Below are 16,725 nucleotides of genomic sequence, written 5' to 3' on the forward strand. Positions count from 1 at the left end.
TAAAGTCTAAAGGGAGCGATTCATTTGACGAAAAAACTATCAGCACGAGTGAGCACGTTAACACCCTCTACAACATTAGCGATTACTGCTAAAGCGAAAGAGATGAAAGAATCCGGCATAGACGTGATCGGTTTAGGAGCGGGGGAGCCAGATTATAATACTCCTGAAAATATTTTGACTGCCGCCTATAATTCGATGAAAGAAGGAAAAACAAAATATACTCCTTCGGGCGGTTTACCAACTTTGAAGGATGCCGTTATTAACAAATTAAAACGCGATCAGGATCTTACATATTCTCGCAAGGAAGTTATGATTGGAATTGGGGCAAAGCATATCCTCTATACTTTGTTTCAAGCTATCTTGGACCCGGGCGATGAAGTGATTGTTCCTTCTCCATATTGGGTCAGCTATCCCGAACAGATTAAACTTGCGGGTGGTGTTCCTGTCATCGTAGAAGCGACAGCAGAATCTCACTTCAAAGTAACAGCTGAACAAATTCGGAATGCAATAACGCCGAAGACGAAAGCGGTCATCATTAATTCGCCTGGGAATCCGACAGGGATGATCTATAATAGGGAGGAGCTTTCCAAAATCGCAGATGTTTGTCAAGAGGCAGATCTGTGGATTGTGTCCGATGAAATTTATGAGAAACTGATTTATGGTGAAAAACGCCATGTCTCAATCGCACAGCTGTCCAAGGATGCGAAAAAACGGACTTTCATTATTAATGGTGTTTCAAAATCACATTCTATGACAGGTTGGCGCATTGGCTATATTGCTGGCGATGAAGAAGTTGTTGGAGCGATGACCAATTTGGCAAGCCATTCAACATCCAATCCAACGACGACATCCCAATACGCAGCTCTTGAAGCTTACAATGGGCCACAAGAAGCTGTTGAAGAGATGCGGAAAGACTTCGAATCAAGATTGGAGCGCATTTATCCGCAGCTATCTGCAATCCCTGGTTTCCATGTCATTAAGCCGCAGGGCGCCTTTTATTTGCTGCCGGAAGTATCGGAAGCTGTTAAAAATACAGGCTATGACAATGTAGATGATTTCGCAGAAGCTTTGTTGACAGAAGCTAAGGTCGCAGTCATTCCGGGGTCGGGATTCGGGTCTCCCGATACGATCCGCCTTTCATATGCAACATCCATCGACCTGATCGAAGAAGCAATTAAGAGAATCCGTAAATTTGTAGAAGACAATTGGAAAGAATAAAAGACAGAACATATAATTCATTTTTTCGGAGGTACGTATGAAAACGATTATGATTCATGAAATGCCCGACCATGTTGGGGAAACAGTAAAAATAGGTGCATGGCTTGCCAATAAACGGTCGAGCGGTAAAATCGCATTTTTACAATTACGTGACGGCTCGGGCTTCGTCCAAGGTGTTGTCGTAAAAGAAGTTGTCGGCGAGGAGATTTTTGCTAAAGCAAAAGCGCTCCATCAAGAAAGTTCTTTATATATTACAGCTGAAGTAGCGGAAGATGAACGTTCATCATTTGGCGTTGAGCTGCAAGTGAAAGATATTGAATTAATCCATGAGGCTGTCGATTATCCAATTACACCGAAAGAGCATGGAACGGAATTTTTGATGGATAATCGCCATTTATGGCTTCGTTCACGCAAGCAGCACGCGATTATGAAAATCCGTGATGAAATTATTCGGGCAACATATGAGTTTTTCCATATGAATGGCTTTGTCAAAATTGATCCGCCCATTTTAACAGGCTCTTCACCTGAAGGGACATCTGAGTTATTCCATACGAAATATTTCGATGAAGATGCTTATTTGTCGCAATCCGGTCAGCTTTATATGGAAGCCGCTGCAATGGCGTTAGGAAAGGTCTTTTCATTCGGGCCGACTTTCCGTGCAGAGAAATCTAAGACACGCCGTCATTTAATCGAGTTTTGGATGATCGAGCCTGAAATGGCTTTCGTACAGCATGAGGAGAGCTTGGAAGTTCAAGAACAATATGTCGCGCATATCGTTCAATCTGTCCTTCAAAACTGCCCATTAGAATTGGAACGTCTTGGCCGTGATATTTCCAAGCTTGAAAAAATTCAAGCGCCATTCCCGCGGATCACATACGATGATGCGATCGAATTCCTTCATGAAAAAGGGTTTGACGATATTCAGTGGGGAGATGATTTCGGTGCTCCGCATGAAACAGCAATCGCAGAAAGCTATGATATGCCTGTATTCATTACACATTACCCAATCGGCATAAAGCCTTTCTATATGCAGCCGCATCCGGATCGTGACGACGTCGTACTATGTGCTGACTTGATCGCACCGGAAGGATACGGAGAGATTATCGGAGGTTCCGAACGTATCCATGATTACGAATTAATGAAGCAAAGAATTAAAGAGCATAATTTGGATGAAGATGCGTATGAGTGGTATTTGGAACTAAGCAAGTACGGCGCTGTACCGCACTCTGGCTTCGGCTTAGGGCTTGAACGGACTGTTGCATGGATTTCTGGTGTCGAACATGTTCGTGAAACAATTCCATTCCCTCGTCTATTGAACCGTTTGTACCCTTGATTTGCGTGATGATTAGTAGGAGGTGTTCTAAGTGTCAGATGAAGAACGGCTCCGTATTTGGATTGAGCAGGGAAATGTAAACATTTCCCAGCTCTTTTTTCAACATTATAAAAAAATTGGAATCCAAGATATAGATGCTATGCTCATTTTGCAAATGGTCGCTTTTCAGGCGAAAGGATCACAATTCCCGACACCAGGCGACTTTGCTAGGCAAATGCATTTGACGGAGAACGAAGTGTCTGAAATCCTTCAACGGTTAATGCAAAGAGGTTTATTGGAAATCAACCAAGATGAGGACCAAAATGGTGTCATCTATGAGCAATTTTCGATGCAACCGCTTTGGAACAGGTTGTCGGATGTAGCCCTTTCAATGGTGAGCGACAAAGAAGAACAAAGTGTAAAAGAAGAAGAGGGAGAAATCTATACATTATTCGAACAGGAATTTGGAAGGCTGCTTTCTCCAATGGAATGTGAGACAATTGCAATGTGGCTTGATGATGATGGACATTCCGTACAAATTATCCGTGCTGCATTAAAAGAGGCTGTTTTAGCTCAAAAAATGAGTTTACGATATATTGACCGTATTTTATTTGAATGGAAGAAAAAGAATGTGAAAACATTAACCGACGTAGAAATGCAAACAAAATCCTTTAGGTCATCCACGTACAAAACAGAGCAAAAACAAGATGTTTTCGTGAAAAAAGTACCGTTTTATAACTGGTTGGAAGAACGAGAATAGGTGATAGATTGTGTTGACAAAAAAAGAATGGGCATTTTGTTTAGATGAAATTGAAAAAATGTTTCCGAATGCTCATTGTGAACTAATACATGACAATCCATTTGAGCTGACAGTTGCTACCTTGCTTTCTGCACAATGCACAGATGTATTGGTAAATCGTGTAACTGCTGATCTGTTCAAGAAATACAAAAAGCCAGAAGATTATCTATCAGTTGATATAGAAGAATTGCAGCAGGATATTCGTTCCATCGGATTGTATCGCAATAAAGCTAAAAATATCCAAGCGCTTAGCCGAATATTGATTGAGCAATTCGACGGGGAAGTGCCAGCTGATCGCGACATCCTCATGACGTTGCCTGGAGTTGGAAGGAAGACAGCGAACGTTGTCGTTTCGAATGCTTTTGGAATTCCAGCATTAGCAGTTGATACACATGTCGAACGGGTGGCGAAAAGACTTGGCATGAACCGTTGGAAAGACACGCCAATAGCGGTTGAAGAGAAGTTAATGCGTTGGACGCCGAGAGAGAGATGGACGGACACGCATCATCAATTGATCTTTTTCGGAAGATACCATTGCAAAGCACAAAATCCTGCTTGCAGTGAATGTCCTCTACTGTCTGTATGCAGGGAAGGGAAGAAAAGGATGAAAGCTCTTGCCTGACCGAAAAACATTGTATTTGTATATAGACCGGTGGGAAGCAATGAAAGAGAAGCTGCATACAATAAAGGATGCGAAGGCAGACTTTACACTCGTTATGAGAGAGGCGATTAAGAATTATCAAGAACTGCTCATAGCCTTCGGTTATTCCGACCAACATGCTACTGCAACTCCTATATTGCGCATTGAGCCTTTAAATGGCAAAGAGCGGCTACAATTTGTAGAGAAGACGTTGCATAAGCGCTATGCGATCATTCAGTTAGATGCATTATATACGGAAGCGAAAAAGAAGGCCGCTCAAATAATTGCAATTGGCTAAAGAACAATAAAAAGAGACCAGGATTTTCAAACCTGGTCTCTTTTTTAGTTGCATATGACGATAACAAATTACTCCGTATCATCACTGCTTTCTTCACCGCTATTGTCTGATCCATCGTCCTTATCGTTTGATGATCCTGGGTTATTGCCATTGTTGTTCCAATTTCCATTGTTATTGCCGTTATTCCCGCTGCCGTCGCCATTGTTCTGATTGTTTCCGTTATTGCCATTGTTGTTCCAATTACCATTACCATTTCCGTTGTTGTTGTCTCCGTTATTTTCCCCGCCATTATTCCAATGATCATTGTCACTATAATCGTCTTCATTTTCCTCTTCATCCACAGGATCTTCATCTGTGTTGCCTTCTACCATAAGTGATGTCGAGGCTGGGCTGCTTTCTATGTCGTTTGCAATAGCTGTGACGGAGAATACATAGGTTCTTCCTATTTCAACACCTTGGAAGGTGACAGAATGTTCGGCTGTTGTTGTAATATTTTGTGGTTCACTGCCATCGACGCTTACTAAAACATTGAATTGTACTTCACCATCAATTAATTCTTCATTCGGGTCTTCATGATTCCAGCTTAAAGTAATGGAATTTGAATCTGCATCATATTGGGCAGTTAAATCGCTTGGTGCCGCCAATTCTGTTAGTTCTTCTTCAGCCATTTCTTCAGGTACTGTACCTCGAACAAACAATTCAGTACTTGTTAAAGCTGCCGGTGTTGATGGGCTTGCTAAAACGATGGGATTCGATCCTTTTAAAATTTTTGCTTCTTCAACGGAGCTCGGCTGTTTGAAGCGTGCTGTCTCCTTGTTCGAAGAAATTTCTCTCATAACGTTGTGGAAAAGGATTTTAGGAACATCCCGACCTTTATCGTATGTTTTAATCGGTTCATTTTTACTATAGCCTCCCCACACTGAAATTGTATAGTTGGTCGTATAGCCTGTAAACCAGCTGTCAGGGACGTAAGTGTTCTTGTATCCACGTTCTTTAATTGTTTTAGCCGAATAGTTTGTTGTACCCGTTTTTCCTGCGATATCTAATCCAGATACATTTGCCTTTTTGCCTGTTCCTTTTGTCATAACATCACGCAGCATGTCAGTTACCATATATGCTGTTGAATCTTTCATTGCTGTTACAGGATCGGGCACCATATTTTTCTCAGTCTTCCCGTCCCGTAAAATGATTTTTTTCACTGTATGCGGTTTTGTATAAATACCGCCGTTGCCCAAAGCGGAATAAGCCCCAGCAATTTCGATTGTAGAGAATTCATTAGATCCTCCGCCAATTGCTTCGGACGATACCATATCTTTGTAGTTCAAGCCTAATTTGCCTGCAAAATCACGTGCTTTCTGCGTCCCTACTTCCTCAAAAACTTTGATGGCTGGTATGTTTCGGGAATTGTAAAGCGCTTCTCGAATCGTAATAGGGCCCGCATATCCGCCGTCCACGTTTCGGATTGAAATGTCTGTGCCTTTATATTTATAAGGCTCATCGACAATAATTTGTCCTGTTGACCAAGCTTTATTTTCAATAATCGGTCCGTACGATAAAATCGGTTTAATTACAGAACCAGGCTGGCGAGGATTATCCCTCGTTGCGAAGTTTGTATTTCTGCCAGTAAAGTTCCGTCCACCGCCGACTGCAACGATCTCACCTGTTTTTGTATCGAGCACCGTCATTGCAGCTTGCATTTCGTCTGATTCATAAATAGGAGAGTTGATTTCTCTTTCAACTGCTTCCTGTGCCTTTGGATCAAGGTTTGTCTGAATGGTAACACCTTCTGCAACGAGATCCATCATTCCGGCAGCTTCCAATTCATCTAATACGACATCAACATAAGCTGGATATTTGTTGTTTTCCATCTCTTTTCTTTCATCTTCAGGAAGAATGGTTGAGGCAATAGGTGTCGCTTTCGCTGCTTCCATTTCCGCTTTCGAAATTTTACCGTGTTTCTCCATTAACGTAAGAACAATATTTCTTCTTTTTTCAGCTCTTTCAGGGTTTCTGAAAGGGTAGTATGCATTAGGTGATTGCGGCATGCCCGCTAATAACGCATATTGTTCTAAGCTTAATTCATCTAAGTCCTTGCCAAAAAATTCTTGAGAAGCTGTTCCAAATCCATAAATATTCCGTCCCATAAGAACTTTATTGAAATACATCTCAAAAATCTCTTCTTTTGAATATTCTCTTTCTAATTTGAAGGCCAGCCATGCTTCCTGTGCTTTCCGCTTTAACGTTTTTTCATCGGTAAGGAAAGAGTTTTTAATGACTTGCTGTGTCAATGTTGAAGCTCCTTCAGAACCAAATCCGCCTCTTAGGTTCGCTAATATGGCACCACCGAGGCGCCAGAAATCCATTCCGTGGTGTTTGTAAAAACGTACGTCTTCAGTCGCTAAAATCGCTTGCTCCATCATATCCGGTATTTCATCATACGGAACGTATTCGCGCTTTTCCGCTCCTAATTTTACAAAGACATCGCCGTTTTTATCTAATAGTTGAGATGTTAAAGGATCTTTTAAAAGATTTTCATCCAAATCTGGTGCTGTGCTGGCGTAAAAAGCGAATAGCCCAACACCGCCGACAAATAACGCCAGACCGGCTATTACTATAGCCATAATCACTTTTTTCAAAATGCTCCCGAACCGTTTCGGAGAACTGCCTTTTTTCCGTTTGCGTTCCGCCTCCAATTTTTGACGACGGGCAGCTCGAGAATTTGTTTGTTCACTCATAGTTTTTCCTGCCTTTCAATCGTTTCAACCGTTATTTGGTTTTCTTTTAATGCGTGTAAATAATCAAGTCTTGGCCGATAGCCTGGTTTAATTTCTATTGAAATCTCTTCCATTTCGGAAAGTGTAATTGATTTTCGTCCACCGTCTATCATTCTCTGCCACTTTTTTGCAAAGTTTTCATAAAGTACGATGAAATATCGGTCCAACGTGCTGAATTTCACAATTAAAAACGCAATGCCTTGTTGTTTACAAACGTTTTTCATATGCTCGACTTGATGCTCGTGTATATTTTGCAAAGGAAATGACGTTTTATTTTTCGTTTCCTTTGCTTCAAAATCTATATGTTTTCCTTCCCATACACCATTATAATCGGTAGTAGAAGGGGATCTGAAGTATGCTTCTGTTATGACTGCAGCACTTCTTGCCGGATATTTCACATTAACGATTTGTATTGGAACCGGCTTTTTATGGATGACAGCGATGCCATTACTAACATAATACTCATTTGTCTCATTCAACTCGTCTTCTAATGTTTTTCCCCTATTGCTGAATGAAATATCGGTCTTATTACGGCTTGCCGCCTGAGCCTTCGGAACGTATTTTTTGCCGTTCGGATACCGAATCGTCATGACCACCACCTCGCAATTCTTATCATACCATAATGATTGGACGGATTATCGATTTAAAAGTTGCCGTCTTTTTGAAAGAATGCACGTTCGTTCATGTTTGGTATATAGATAATTGTTTGATAAACTATAAGAAAGATCGTAGAGGAGAAGAGATACGTTGTCTACTTTAATAGAGAAAACAGAACGACTTTTGAAAGCATGCGAGGATTGCATAACAAGACATGCCCACATGAGGGAATTTGACATAGAGCCTGATTTTTTCAAAGATGTAAAGCCTTATGCAGATGAATACCATCAGTTGTTGGATGAATGGTCCGCTGAGGTGCTTTCCTATATCCGTAAGAAAAATCCGAAATATGTTCATCCGCATCAAGTTGAACAAATGAATGAGGCAATGAAACAATTCATTGTCCAGTCATTTTACGCAAAAACTGGCAAGAAACGTTTTATACTGTCGATCAATTCAGCTATGTATACATTAAAAACTGTTAAAGAAGCTTTAATGGAGGAAGGAGGCAGCAGGGTTGAAGGAAACGAACGTACATGATGTTGTCAATCTTTTACGAGCTGATCCTGAAATTGGACCGAATATCCTTCATTACCGAACGATAGAAGGCAAATCCGCTTCGTATGCCTCTTTTCCAGATTCATTGCATCCATCCATTAGAAAGGCATTGAATCATAAAGGAATCCAACAATTATATAGCCATCAGCGCCAAGCGTATGATCTGTCTGAAAAAGGGGCTTCATTTACAGCTGTCACTCCGACCGCTTCGGGAAAGTCTCTTTGCTATCATTTACCGGTGCTGCAAAGTGTTTTGAATGATGATGCTGCAAGAGCGCTTTACCTATTTCCGACAAAAGCATTGGCGCAAGACCAATTGGCAGATTTGCATGAGTTAATTGAAGCGAGCGGCGAGTCGATTTTAAGCTATACATATGATGGGGATACAGCGCCGGGCTTAAGAACGAAGGTACGGAAATCTGGCCATATTGTTTTGACGAACCCAGATATGCTGCACTCAGGCATTTTGCCGCATCATACGAAATGGGTTTCTTTATTTGAAAACTTGAAGTATATCGTCCTTGATGAATTGCATACGTATAAAGGGGTGTTCGGCTCGCACGTTGCTCATGTATTGCGCAGGTTGAAACGGATTTGCAACTATTATGGCAGTGATCCCGTCTTTATTTGCACGTCGGCGACGATTGCGAACCCGAAGGAATTGGCCGAATCATTAACAAATACGCCAATGGAGCTCATTTCAAACAACGGAGCGCCATCCGGAGTAAAGCACTTTCTTTTCTATAATCCGCCGGTCATCCATCCGACATTTGGCATTCGGAGAAGCGCAGTATTAGAAGTGCGTGATATCGCATCCTTCCTCTATCGAGAAGGAATACAGACGATTATTTTTGCAAAAAGCCGAGTGCGTGTCGAAATGCTCGTTACGTATATGAAAGAACTGACGAAAAAGAAACTGTTCGATACAACAATTATGGGTTACCGGGGAGGGTATTTACCGTCTGAAAGAAGGTCGATTGAACGGAAATTGCGGGAAGGGAAAATCCGTACAGTCGTCAGTACGAATGCATTGGAATTAGGAATTGATATTGGACAGTTGCAAGCTTGTATTATGACGGGCTATCCAGGAAACATTGCAAGTGCCTTTCAACAAGCAGGAAGGGCAGGAAGGCGGCAGGATGATGCTTTAATCATTTACGTTGCCCAATCTATGGCGTTGGATCAATATGTCGTTCAAAATCCTGACTATTTGTTAGGGCAGACGCCAGAAGAAGCAAGGATCCATCCGGATAATATACTCATCTTAATGGATCATTTGAAATGCGCTTCTTTTGAATTGCCATTTACAAGGACGGAGAGCTATGGAGAGTTCGAAGTGCAAGAGCTGCTGTCGTTTTTAGCAAATGAAGGCATTCTATTGGAAACTTCTGAGAAATGGCACTGGATGACAGACCGATTCCCGGCAAGTGAAATAAGCTTGCGGTCCGCTTCACAGGAAAACGTCGTAATTATTGACAAAACGATGCCGAAAGAAACGACCGTCATCGGTGAAATGGACCGGTATAGCGCAATGACTTTATTGCATGAGGAAGCCATTTATTTGCACCAAGGAAAGCAATATCAAGTGGAAGAGCTGGATTGGGAAGAAAAGAAAGCATACGTAACGAATGTAGATGTCGACTATTATACAGATGCCAATTTGGCTGTTGAGCTGAAAGTGATGAGCGAGGATGATAGTAAATCAATCGGGGAAGCGGAGGCAGCGTACGGAGATATTGCAGTTTTGGCGATTCCGACGATTTTTAAAAAAATCCGTTTTGACACTCACGACAATATCGGCTCTGGACCGATCTCCCTACCAGCTGAAGAACTTCATACTTCTTCAACTTGGTATGCATTTGATGCACCAGCTGGCTGGAAAGAATCCGAATTGACGGATGCATTGACGGGAGCCGCCTATGCAATTCAATCTTTCATCCCGCTTTTCATTCGTTGTGACCGAACAGATATCCATGTTGTACCGCAAGTAAAGGCAATCCATACGCAGAAGCCGACGATTTTTATCTATGATAGCTATCCAGGTGGCATCGGCTTAAGCGAGAAGCTTTTCGACCGGTGGGAAGCATTGTTGAAAAAAGCAGCAGAACATGTTGTTAGATGTCCTTGTGAGAACGGTTGCCCGGTTTGCATCGGGGCCCAAGAGGCTGGTGTGAAAATGAAAGGTGAAGTGATTGCTCTTCTTCAGCAATTGAATGGGGGAGCTGCTGATGTCGTATGAAGCGAAATTAATGCAAATGAAGAAATTGCTGAAAAAAGATCAGCCTCAAAAAATACCGGAAGTACCATCGCAAAGAAAAATTCAGTCTCCTCAGTATGAAGAGCAATGGCTCCGTGCCGGTTTACTAAAAGAAGAAAATGATCTTGGCATTGTTTATAAAAGAGTCGTTACGTATCCTGCAAATTATAGACATGGCCACTTCACTTTGTCAGGATTACAGCAAACTCTTGAGCGGTGGAAAGAAGAAAAGCTTTCACATCCGCTATCTCCGGATTTGAACAAACCGCTTCTGTTTTTTGATACGGAAACGACTGGATTAAAAGGTGCCGGTACACTTATCTTTTTAATTGGTTTCATAGAATATACGGGAAGTGCTTTTACACTGACTCAATATGTTTTACCAGGCCCTGAGCACGAGGCCGCATTTCTCTATGCAACTAAGTTTTGGGAGGAACAGAAATCAATCGTCATGTATAACGGCAAAAGCTTTGATATGCCGATGGTAGAAACGAGATGGACGATGAATCGTAATGAATTGCCCCCTTTGCTTCGCCATACGGAAATTGATTTGCTACATGGGTCAAAACGTATTTGGAAAAACGAAATGGATACGTTTAAGTTAACTACAGTAGAAGAGGAGCAATTAGGCTTTTTTCGTGACGGCGATATTCCAGGACATATGGCGCCTATCATCTATCAAGACGCAGTGAAAAATGGTAGAGCAGAGCTTTTGATGAAAGTGCTTCATCACAATGAATGGGATATATTATCCCTCGTAACATTGTATATTCATTCGACCGATCTTCTATTAAACAAAAAAAACTACTCGACTGAAACAATCGGTACGAATATTGGAAAGTGGTTTGCCGATCTGAAATCATTCGATCGAAGCAAAGCGGTACTTGAACAAGTCATTTCACAATCCGAAACCCGCCATCCATTGGCGTATTATCATTTAGGGTTTTTATTCAAAAAAGAAGAAGAGTTTGAGAAAGCTGCCATGTCATTTTCAATTGCTGCGGAAGGGTTAAATGGGCGAGAACGGATCATAGCATACGAGGAATTGGCAAAACTATTTGAACATAAATTGAAAGAGTCGCAAAAGGCCTTGTCGATTACAAGAGAAGCAATTCATTTATTGAAAAGGGAAAAACTTACCGAACGTTTCAAATTACGCATGGAAATATCGCTTGCAAATCGGGAAATGAGGCTTAACAAGAAACTATTTCCCGGGGAAGCGCAATAACCGACAAATTGCGGCTTCAAACGGATAAATAGTAGGACAAGGATGTACAAAATATGATATAATAACGTAAGGTAATCACAGATGGAAGGACGTCATTTCATGGAAATAAAACTCGACTCGAAAACAATTCTTGAAAAAGAGTTTAAGACGGGCTTGCGAGGGTATAATCAGGAAGATGTTGATTTATTTCTCGATCAAATCATCCAAGATTACGAAACATTTAAAAAAATGATCTCTGAATTGCGCACGGAGAATGAAAAACTGAAAGAGGAACTTGCAACCCAACAAAAACGGCCGATGCCGAGCAATACGAATACGACAAATTTCGATATTCTAAAGAGGATCTCCAATTTGGAAAAGCACGTTTTTGGCAGTAAACTATATGACACAGAATAACAATCATTTGTAACATTTCATTGAAAATAGAACGATGATGCTGTATACTGTTAAAGCCATCATGTGAATTCAGGTAATCGCTGCAACATTTGTTGTAGAGGAAAGTCCATGCTCGCACGGTTCTGAGATGACCGTAGTGTTCGTGCTCGGCGAAAAAATAAGCCGAGGCTCGCATTGCGATGACGGCGGGAATAAGTCCTAAGTCCTTTTGGATATGGATGAGGTTCCCTGAAAAGTGCCACAGTGACGTAGCCGGTCCGGAAACGGTCCGGGTGGAACGCGGTAAACCCCACGAGCGAGAAACCCAAATTATGGTAGGGGCGCTCTTCCAAAGGAATTGAACGGAGGAAGGGACAGAACGATTCTGTAGATAGATGATTACCACCCTAAGTACGAGGCGATAGCTGTTTGAGTACACGGGAACAAAACATGGCTTATCGAATTTACATTGGTTTTGACATAGCAATCGATGCTCTCCTTCTCGTTTGGAGAGCATTTCTTCGTTATATGGATTGTATGAATTGTATGGGCGATCATCAAACTACATAGAGGCAAAAGGTATTGAATGTCCGTTATAGGAGTGAATAGATATGGCGAAATATAAACTAGTCGCTACATCTGCCATGGGTTTAGAATCCATTGTAGCTGATGAAGTGAAGGAATTAGGATTCGAAACACAGACTGAGAATGGAAAAATATTTTTTGAAGGCGACGAAACAGCAATTGCCAAAACAAATATGTGGCTGCGTGTGGCGGACCGTGTACGTGTCGTTGCGGGAGAATTCACTGCAACGACATTTGATGAACTTTTTGAAAAGACAAAGTCGATACCATGGGAACAATATTTGCCTGTTGATGCTGCATTTCCGGTAGCAGGTAAATCCGTGAAATCTACATTATATAGCGTTCCTGATTGCCAAGCGATCGTCAAAAAAGCGATTGTAGAACGATTGAAAATGGCTTATAAACGGATTGGCTTTTTAGATGAATCGGGTCCTTTATTTAAATTGGAAGTTTCGATTTTGAAAGATAAAGTCACACTGACGATCGATTCAAGCGGCACAGGGCTCCATAAGAGAGGCTACCGTGTCGGGCAAGGTGATGCACCGTTAAAAGAAACATTGGCTGCGGCACTTGTAAAGCTAACCCGTTGGAATCCAGATCGTCCGTTTGTCGATCCGTTTTGCGGGTCTGGAACGATTGCGATTGAGGCGGCAATGATCGGTCAAAATATCGCCCCTGGCTATAATCGAGAGTTCAGCAGTGAACATTGGCCATGGATGAAAAAAGCGATATACGATCGCGTTAGAGAAGAAGCGGAAGACATTGCCAAATATGATCAGCCTTTAAATATTACAGGGTTTGATGTCAATCAAAAAATGGTGCATATCGCAGAGCAAAATGCGATTGAAGCGGGATTCGCGGATTTGATTACTTGGCAGCAGCGCAATGTCAAAGATTTATCACTTGAAGGTTTGAATGGCGTCCTTGTCGGAAACCCTCCATATGGAGAACGTCTTGGAGAAATCGAAGAAGCTGAGGAACTTGCCCGGGTATTGGGACATATAATGGAAAAGTATCCAAGCTGGTCTGTATATATGCTTTCTTCATTGGAAAACTTCGAAGAGATGTATGGAAAAAAAGCAACAAAGAAACGCAAACTATTCAACGGCTTCATTCGCACAGATTACTACCAATTCTGGGGAAAACGAGCATGATACCAAAAGATGAGGGCGGCGTTTAGCTTCTACAGGCGTTGGCCGACTAAGAACGCCGCGTCCTGCGGCAACGTCGGCACTAATACGTCCTGTATGTCGGAGAGCTTGAACATAAGGCGCTTATGCTTTATGAAAAAGGAAGGCAGTCTAAAACCGTCGCGTCCTGCGACAACGACTGCATGACCTGCATCGTGCAGGCCTAAGCGACCCGAGGAGCTGCCGCCCGGGGTCTGGATGATAACAAAAGCGGAGAACGCCGTTTCGTTTGATGATTTAATTGTATTAAGAAAAAGGTTATGAAATTTGACGGAAGAGGCTGCCCCTCTTCCGTTTGTATGTGGAAAGGAGTTATTCCGGTGAAAAGTAAAATGCCGTTCGCCTTATCGAAAGAAAAATCCTTCTATGAATCATTGAATGACTGGATTGGCGACACATTGTATGACGAGCTGACGGAAAAAGGATTTGAATGTCGAGATGAACAGATTTTCATGGCGTTTCAAATTGAGCAAGCGTTGAAAGAAAAGAAAGTGTTGCTTGCCGAAGCAGGGGTAGGAACGGGGAAGACAATCGCATATTTATTGCCAGCGATCGCTTATGCGCGTTATACCGGAAAACCAGCGCTTATTTCGTGTGCCGATGAAACGTTGATCGACCAATTGGTAAAAGAAGAAGGGGATATTAAAAAACTGAGCGATGCTTTACAAATGAACATTGATGTCCGTTTAGCGAAAGCTCGCGACCAATATCTTTGCTTGAAGCGATTAGAAGAGTCGGATGATGAATTTGCGGAAGAAGTGGAATCGTCATTGCCTGATTTTGTCCGCGGGAATGCTTCTTTGCAGTCGATTCAGCCATATGGTGACCGATCCGATTATCCCGACTTGAATGATGATCAATGGAAAATGATAAATTTCCATCCCATCCAGCAATGTGCCGCTTGTGATCTTCGCAATCGGTGCGGTCAGACAATTCATCGGAATCATTATCGGGAAGCTGCAGATTTGATCATTTGTTCACATGATTTCTATATGGAACATATTTGGACGAAAGATTCCCGAAAACGCCAAGGCCAGCTACCTTTGCTGCCTGAAGTTTCTATGGTTGTATTTGATGAAGGTCATCTCCTTGAATATTCGGCTCAACGGGCACTTACTTACGAAGTGCAAAGCAACACTCTTCTTCAATTATTAGAGCGGATTATGGTCGATGGCATTCGAGAAGAGACATTGCAGCTTATGGAAAGATTAATTGATGTGCACGAAGAATTTTTCCGCCTGTTGCATCAGTGCACAATCGGTGAAACGGAAGAAAGAAAAAGTATCGGAAAAAGTGCAGCTCTTTTATCTACAGGTAAAGAAGCGATTTCCATTTCGACAGCGTTATTAGAGGAATTTGTTTTTGAAGGTGAATTGTTTGTCATTCCAGAATACGACTTGAAAATGGTCGAAGAATATTTAGAACAATATATTTTCTCAATGGAACTCTTTACTTCAGAAAATGATGCGGTGGATTGGCTGGAAGAGCGGCATGGCGAAACGACATTGATCATTATGCCTCGGCTCGTTACTGATATTTTAAAAGAGAAGCTATTTACCGCAAATTTACCGATCATTTTTTCATCGGCAACGCTTTCTGTCGGTAAAGATTTCACATACTTATTGGATAGTCTTGGAATTGATGATTTTTTATCATTTTCAGTTGAATCTCCATTTGATTATGAAGAAGTGATGAAAGTGTTCATTGCTGAAATGAAAAAGGAAGAGAAAGCAGAATATGTACTGAATATGTTGCGTGAAGAAGAACAGACACTAATCTTGTTTAAATCTGAGCAATCGATGAAAGACTTTCAAGCTTCATTGCCAATTGAGTGGGTTGGAAAAATTGGTTTTGAAGGAGAAAGGGAACTATCGTCGATCATCCGTGATTTTCAAGGAAAAGAAATGATGAATCTATGTTCGTATCATTTATGGGAAGGGTTAGACATTCCACAAGATGCGTTAACTCGTGTTATTATTTATGATTTGCCTTTCCCTCCAGCTGACCCGCTCTTTAACGCAAAGCGCAATCAAGCTGAGGATCCGTTTAAAGATGTTGACCTACCTTTCATGCTGTTAAGGCTTCGCCAAGGCTCTGGCCGTCTCATTAGAACTTCGGAAGACTTTGGAACGATCCATGTCCTGTTAGATCATAAAGAAGGGAAATTGCGAAAAGAAATAGAAGCAGCGTTTCCTGTGAAAGCGCACGTAGCATCCTTAAAGTAAAACAATAAAAAGCTGGCACGCAACTGTTCTTATGCATGTCAGCTTTCCTTTTTATTATGATGCTTCATCGATTGTTAATAAGATATTGAGCATAGATCCGCTTTCGAAGCGAATCGGTAGCTTGAATGCCTGCTTGAAACCATAAAATTTCGTTGATCCTGTCATAATGGTAGGTGTGGAAATATCGAGAGAAAAACGATCTTTTTCAAGAATTGTACATAGGTTACCGGCAACCATGTTTCCTAACTCTCCAGTAAATGATTCTACCATTTCACCTTCAATATTCATGCCAAACATCGACTGGCCAATTACATCAATAACATCGTAGGTCGTCTCAAGGATCAATCGACCTTTAACTTCACCGACAAGGCTAATAAGGACGCCAATTTCCTTCTGCTCATAAGGTTGTGCAGTTAGGACAGGCGATAAAACGTCAAATTTGACTGGTACAACATTATTCAAGGATGTGATTGTGCTATTTAAGATTTTTTGTATGTTTATAGCCGTACTCATAACGACACTCCCCTCATTCTATAATTGATATGTAGCAAATGCAGCCAAATAATAATTAGTATACTGAATACAGTACTATAATACCATGAGTAAAGTAACAAAGTATAGGCTCTCTTAGCAAATTAAATTAAATTCCGATACAATCTTGAAAAATGG

The 16,725-nt window shown here is 41.5% G+C and carries 14 protein-coding genes and 1 other RNA gene; 12 read left to right on the top strand and 3 right to left on the bottom strand.

What is annotated here, in order from left to right:
- Nucleotides 1-24: 24 nt before the first annotated feature.
- From WFH04_RS03410 to WFH04_RS03430, 5 genes are read left to right on the top strand one after another with little or no spacing between them, the layout of a single operon-like run.
- Nucleotides 25-1,218: a pyridoxal phosphate-dependent aminotransferase gene (locus WFH04_RS03410; RefSeq protein WP_336822656.1), complete on the top strand. Its 1,194-nt coding sequence runs from the start codon at nucleotides 25-27 to the stop codon at nucleotides 1,216-1,218.
- Nucleotides 1,219-1,255: 37 nt separating this feature from the next.
- Nucleotides 1,256-2,551, top strand: a complete 1,296-nt coding sequence (gene asnS / locus WFH04_RS03415) for an asparagine--tRNA ligase (RefSeq protein ID WP_336822657.1) — start codon at nucleotides 1,256-1,258, stop codon at nucleotides 2,549-2,551.
- A 31-nt stretch (nucleotides 2,552-2,582) separates the two neighbouring features.
- The gene (locus WFH04_RS03420) at nucleotides 2,583-3,290 is read left to right on the top strand and encodes a DnaD domain-containing protein (RefSeq protein WP_336822658.1); all 708 of its coding nucleotides are present in this window, start codon (nucleotides 2,583-2,585) and stop codon (nucleotides 3,288-3,290) included.
- A gap of 10 nt (nucleotides 3,291-3,300) precedes the next feature.
- Nucleotides 3,301-3,951 carry an endonuclease III gene (gene nth / locus WFH04_RS03425; protein ID WP_336822659.1) on the top strand — a complete coding sequence of 217 codons (651 nt, stop codon included), beginning with the start codon at nucleotides 3,301-3,303 and terminating at the stop codon, nucleotides 3,949-3,951.
- Nucleotides 3,944-4,267, top strand: a complete 324-nt coding sequence (locus WFH04_RS03430) for a YpoC family protein (RefSeq protein WP_336822660.1) — start codon at nucleotides 3,944-3,946, stop codon at nucleotides 4,265-4,267. The genes nth and WFH04_RS03430 overlap by 8 nt, the downstream gene beginning before the upstream one ends.
- Nucleotides 4,268-4,335: 68 nt before the next feature.
- Here WFH04_RS03430 and WFH04_RS03435 read toward each other — a convergent pair whose 3' ends face one another.
- Both WFH04_RS03435 and recU read right to left on the bottom strand, forming a co-directional pair.
- Nucleotides 4,336-7,002 (bottom strand): PBP1A family penicillin-binding protein, encoded by a 2,667-nt coding sequence (locus WFH04_RS03435; RefSeq protein WP_336822661.1) that lies wholly within the window; start codon nucleotides 7,000-7,002, stop codon nucleotides 4,336-4,338.
- Nucleotides 6,999-7,631, bottom strand: coding sequence for a Holliday junction resolvase RecU (gene recU, locus WFH04_RS03440; protein WP_336822662.1), 633 nt, complete (start codon nucleotides 7,629-7,631; stop codon nucleotides 6,999-7,001). Before recU ends, WFH04_RS03435 begins: the two co-directional genes overlap by 4 nt.
- Nucleotides 7,632-7,788: 157 nt before the next feature.
- Between recU and WFH04_RS03445 the strand changes: the two genes are divergently transcribed.
- From WFH04_RS03445 to WFH04_RS03475, 7 genes are all read left to right on the top strand, one after another.
- Nucleotides 7,789-8,178, top strand: coding sequence for a YppE family protein (locus WFH04_RS03445; protein ID WP_336822663.1), 390 nt, complete (start codon nucleotides 7,789-7,791; stop codon nucleotides 8,176-8,178).
- A 31-nt stretch (nucleotides 8,179-8,209) separates the two neighbouring features.
- Nucleotides 8,210-10,435: a DEAD/DEAH box helicase gene (locus WFH04_RS03450; protein WP_408020161.1), complete on the top strand. Its 2,226-nt coding sequence runs from the start codon at nucleotides 8,210-8,212 to the stop codon at nucleotides 10,433-10,435.
- Complete coding sequence (locus WFH04_RS03455; protein WP_336822665.1) at nucleotides 10,425-11,681, top strand: ribonuclease H-like domain-containing protein; 1,257 nt, start codon at nucleotides 10,425-10,427, stop codon at nucleotides 11,679-11,681. The genes WFH04_RS03450 and WFH04_RS03455 overlap by 11 nt, the downstream gene beginning before the upstream one ends.
- A 99-nt stretch (nucleotides 11,682-11,780) precedes the next feature.
- On the top strand, nucleotides 11,781-12,077 hold the full coding sequence (gene gpsB, locus WFH04_RS03460; RefSeq protein WP_336822666.1) for a cell division regulator GpsB: 297 nt from the start codon (nucleotides 11,781-11,783) through the stop codon (nucleotides 12,075-12,077).
- A 65-nt stretch (nucleotides 12,078-12,142) separates the two neighbouring features.
- An RNA gene (gene rnpB, locus WFH04_RS03465) (RNase P RNA component class B) lies at nucleotides 12,143-12,519 on the top strand.
- 148 nt (nucleotides 12,520-12,667) lie between these two features.
- Nucleotides 12,668-13,795, top strand: coding sequence for a THUMP domain-containing class I SAM-dependent RNA methyltransferase (locus WFH04_RS03470; protein ID WP_336822667.1), 1,128 nt, complete (start codon nucleotides 12,668-12,670; stop codon nucleotides 13,793-13,795).
- A 356-nt stretch (nucleotides 13,796-14,151) separates the two neighbouring features.
- Nucleotides 14,152-16,056: an ATP-dependent DNA helicase gene (locus WFH04_RS03475; RefSeq protein WP_336822668.1), complete on the top strand. Its 1,905-nt coding sequence runs from the start codon at nucleotides 14,152-14,154 to the stop codon at nucleotides 16,054-16,056.
- 54 nt (nucleotides 16,057-16,110) lie between these two features.
- On the opposite strand, the gene WFH04_RS03480 is transcribed toward WFH04_RS03475, so the two are convergent.
- Nucleotides 16,111-16,569: a chemotaxis protein CheX gene (locus WFH04_RS03480; protein WP_336822669.1), complete on the bottom strand. Its 459-nt coding sequence runs from the start codon at nucleotides 16,567-16,569 to the stop codon at nucleotides 16,111-16,113.
- Nucleotides 16,570-16,725: the final 156 nt, after the last annotated feature.

Source organism: Sporosarcina sp. USHLN248, assembly GCF_037144575.1.
In the GTDB taxonomy this organism is placed as follows: domain Bacteria; phylum Bacillota; class Bacilli; order Bacillales_A; family Planococcaceae; genus Sporosarcina; species Sporosarcina contaminans.

Excerpts from the sequence above, each read along its gene's own strand:
- WFH04_RS03435 (WP_336822661.1), bottom strand. The coding sequence starts at position 7,002 with ATGAGTGAACAAACAAATTCTCGAGCTGCCCGTCGTCAAAAATTGGAG.
- WFH04_RS03455 (WP_336822665.1), top strand. The coding sequence starts at position 10,425 with ATGTCGTATGAAGCGAAATTAATGCAAATGAAGAAATTGCTGAAAAAA.
- recU (WP_336822662.1), bottom strand. The coding sequence starts at position 7,631 with ATGACGATTCGGTATCCGAACGGCAAAAAATACGTTCCGAAGGCTCAG.
- WFH04_RS03470 (WP_336822667.1), top strand. The coding sequence starts at position 12,668 with ATGGCGAAATATAAACTAGTCGCTACATCTGCCATGGGTTTAGAATCC.
- gpsB (WP_336822666.1), top strand. The coding sequence starts at position 11,781 with ATGGAAATAAAACTCGACTCGAAAACAATTCTTGAAAAAGAGTTTAAG.
- asnS (WP_336822657.1), top strand. The coding sequence starts at position 1,256 with ATGAAAACGATTATGATTCATGAAATGCCCGACCATGTTGGGGAAACA.
- WFH04_RS03480 (WP_336822669.1), bottom strand. The coding sequence starts at position 16,569 with ATGAGTACGGCTATAAACATACAAAAAATCTTAAATAGCACAATCACA.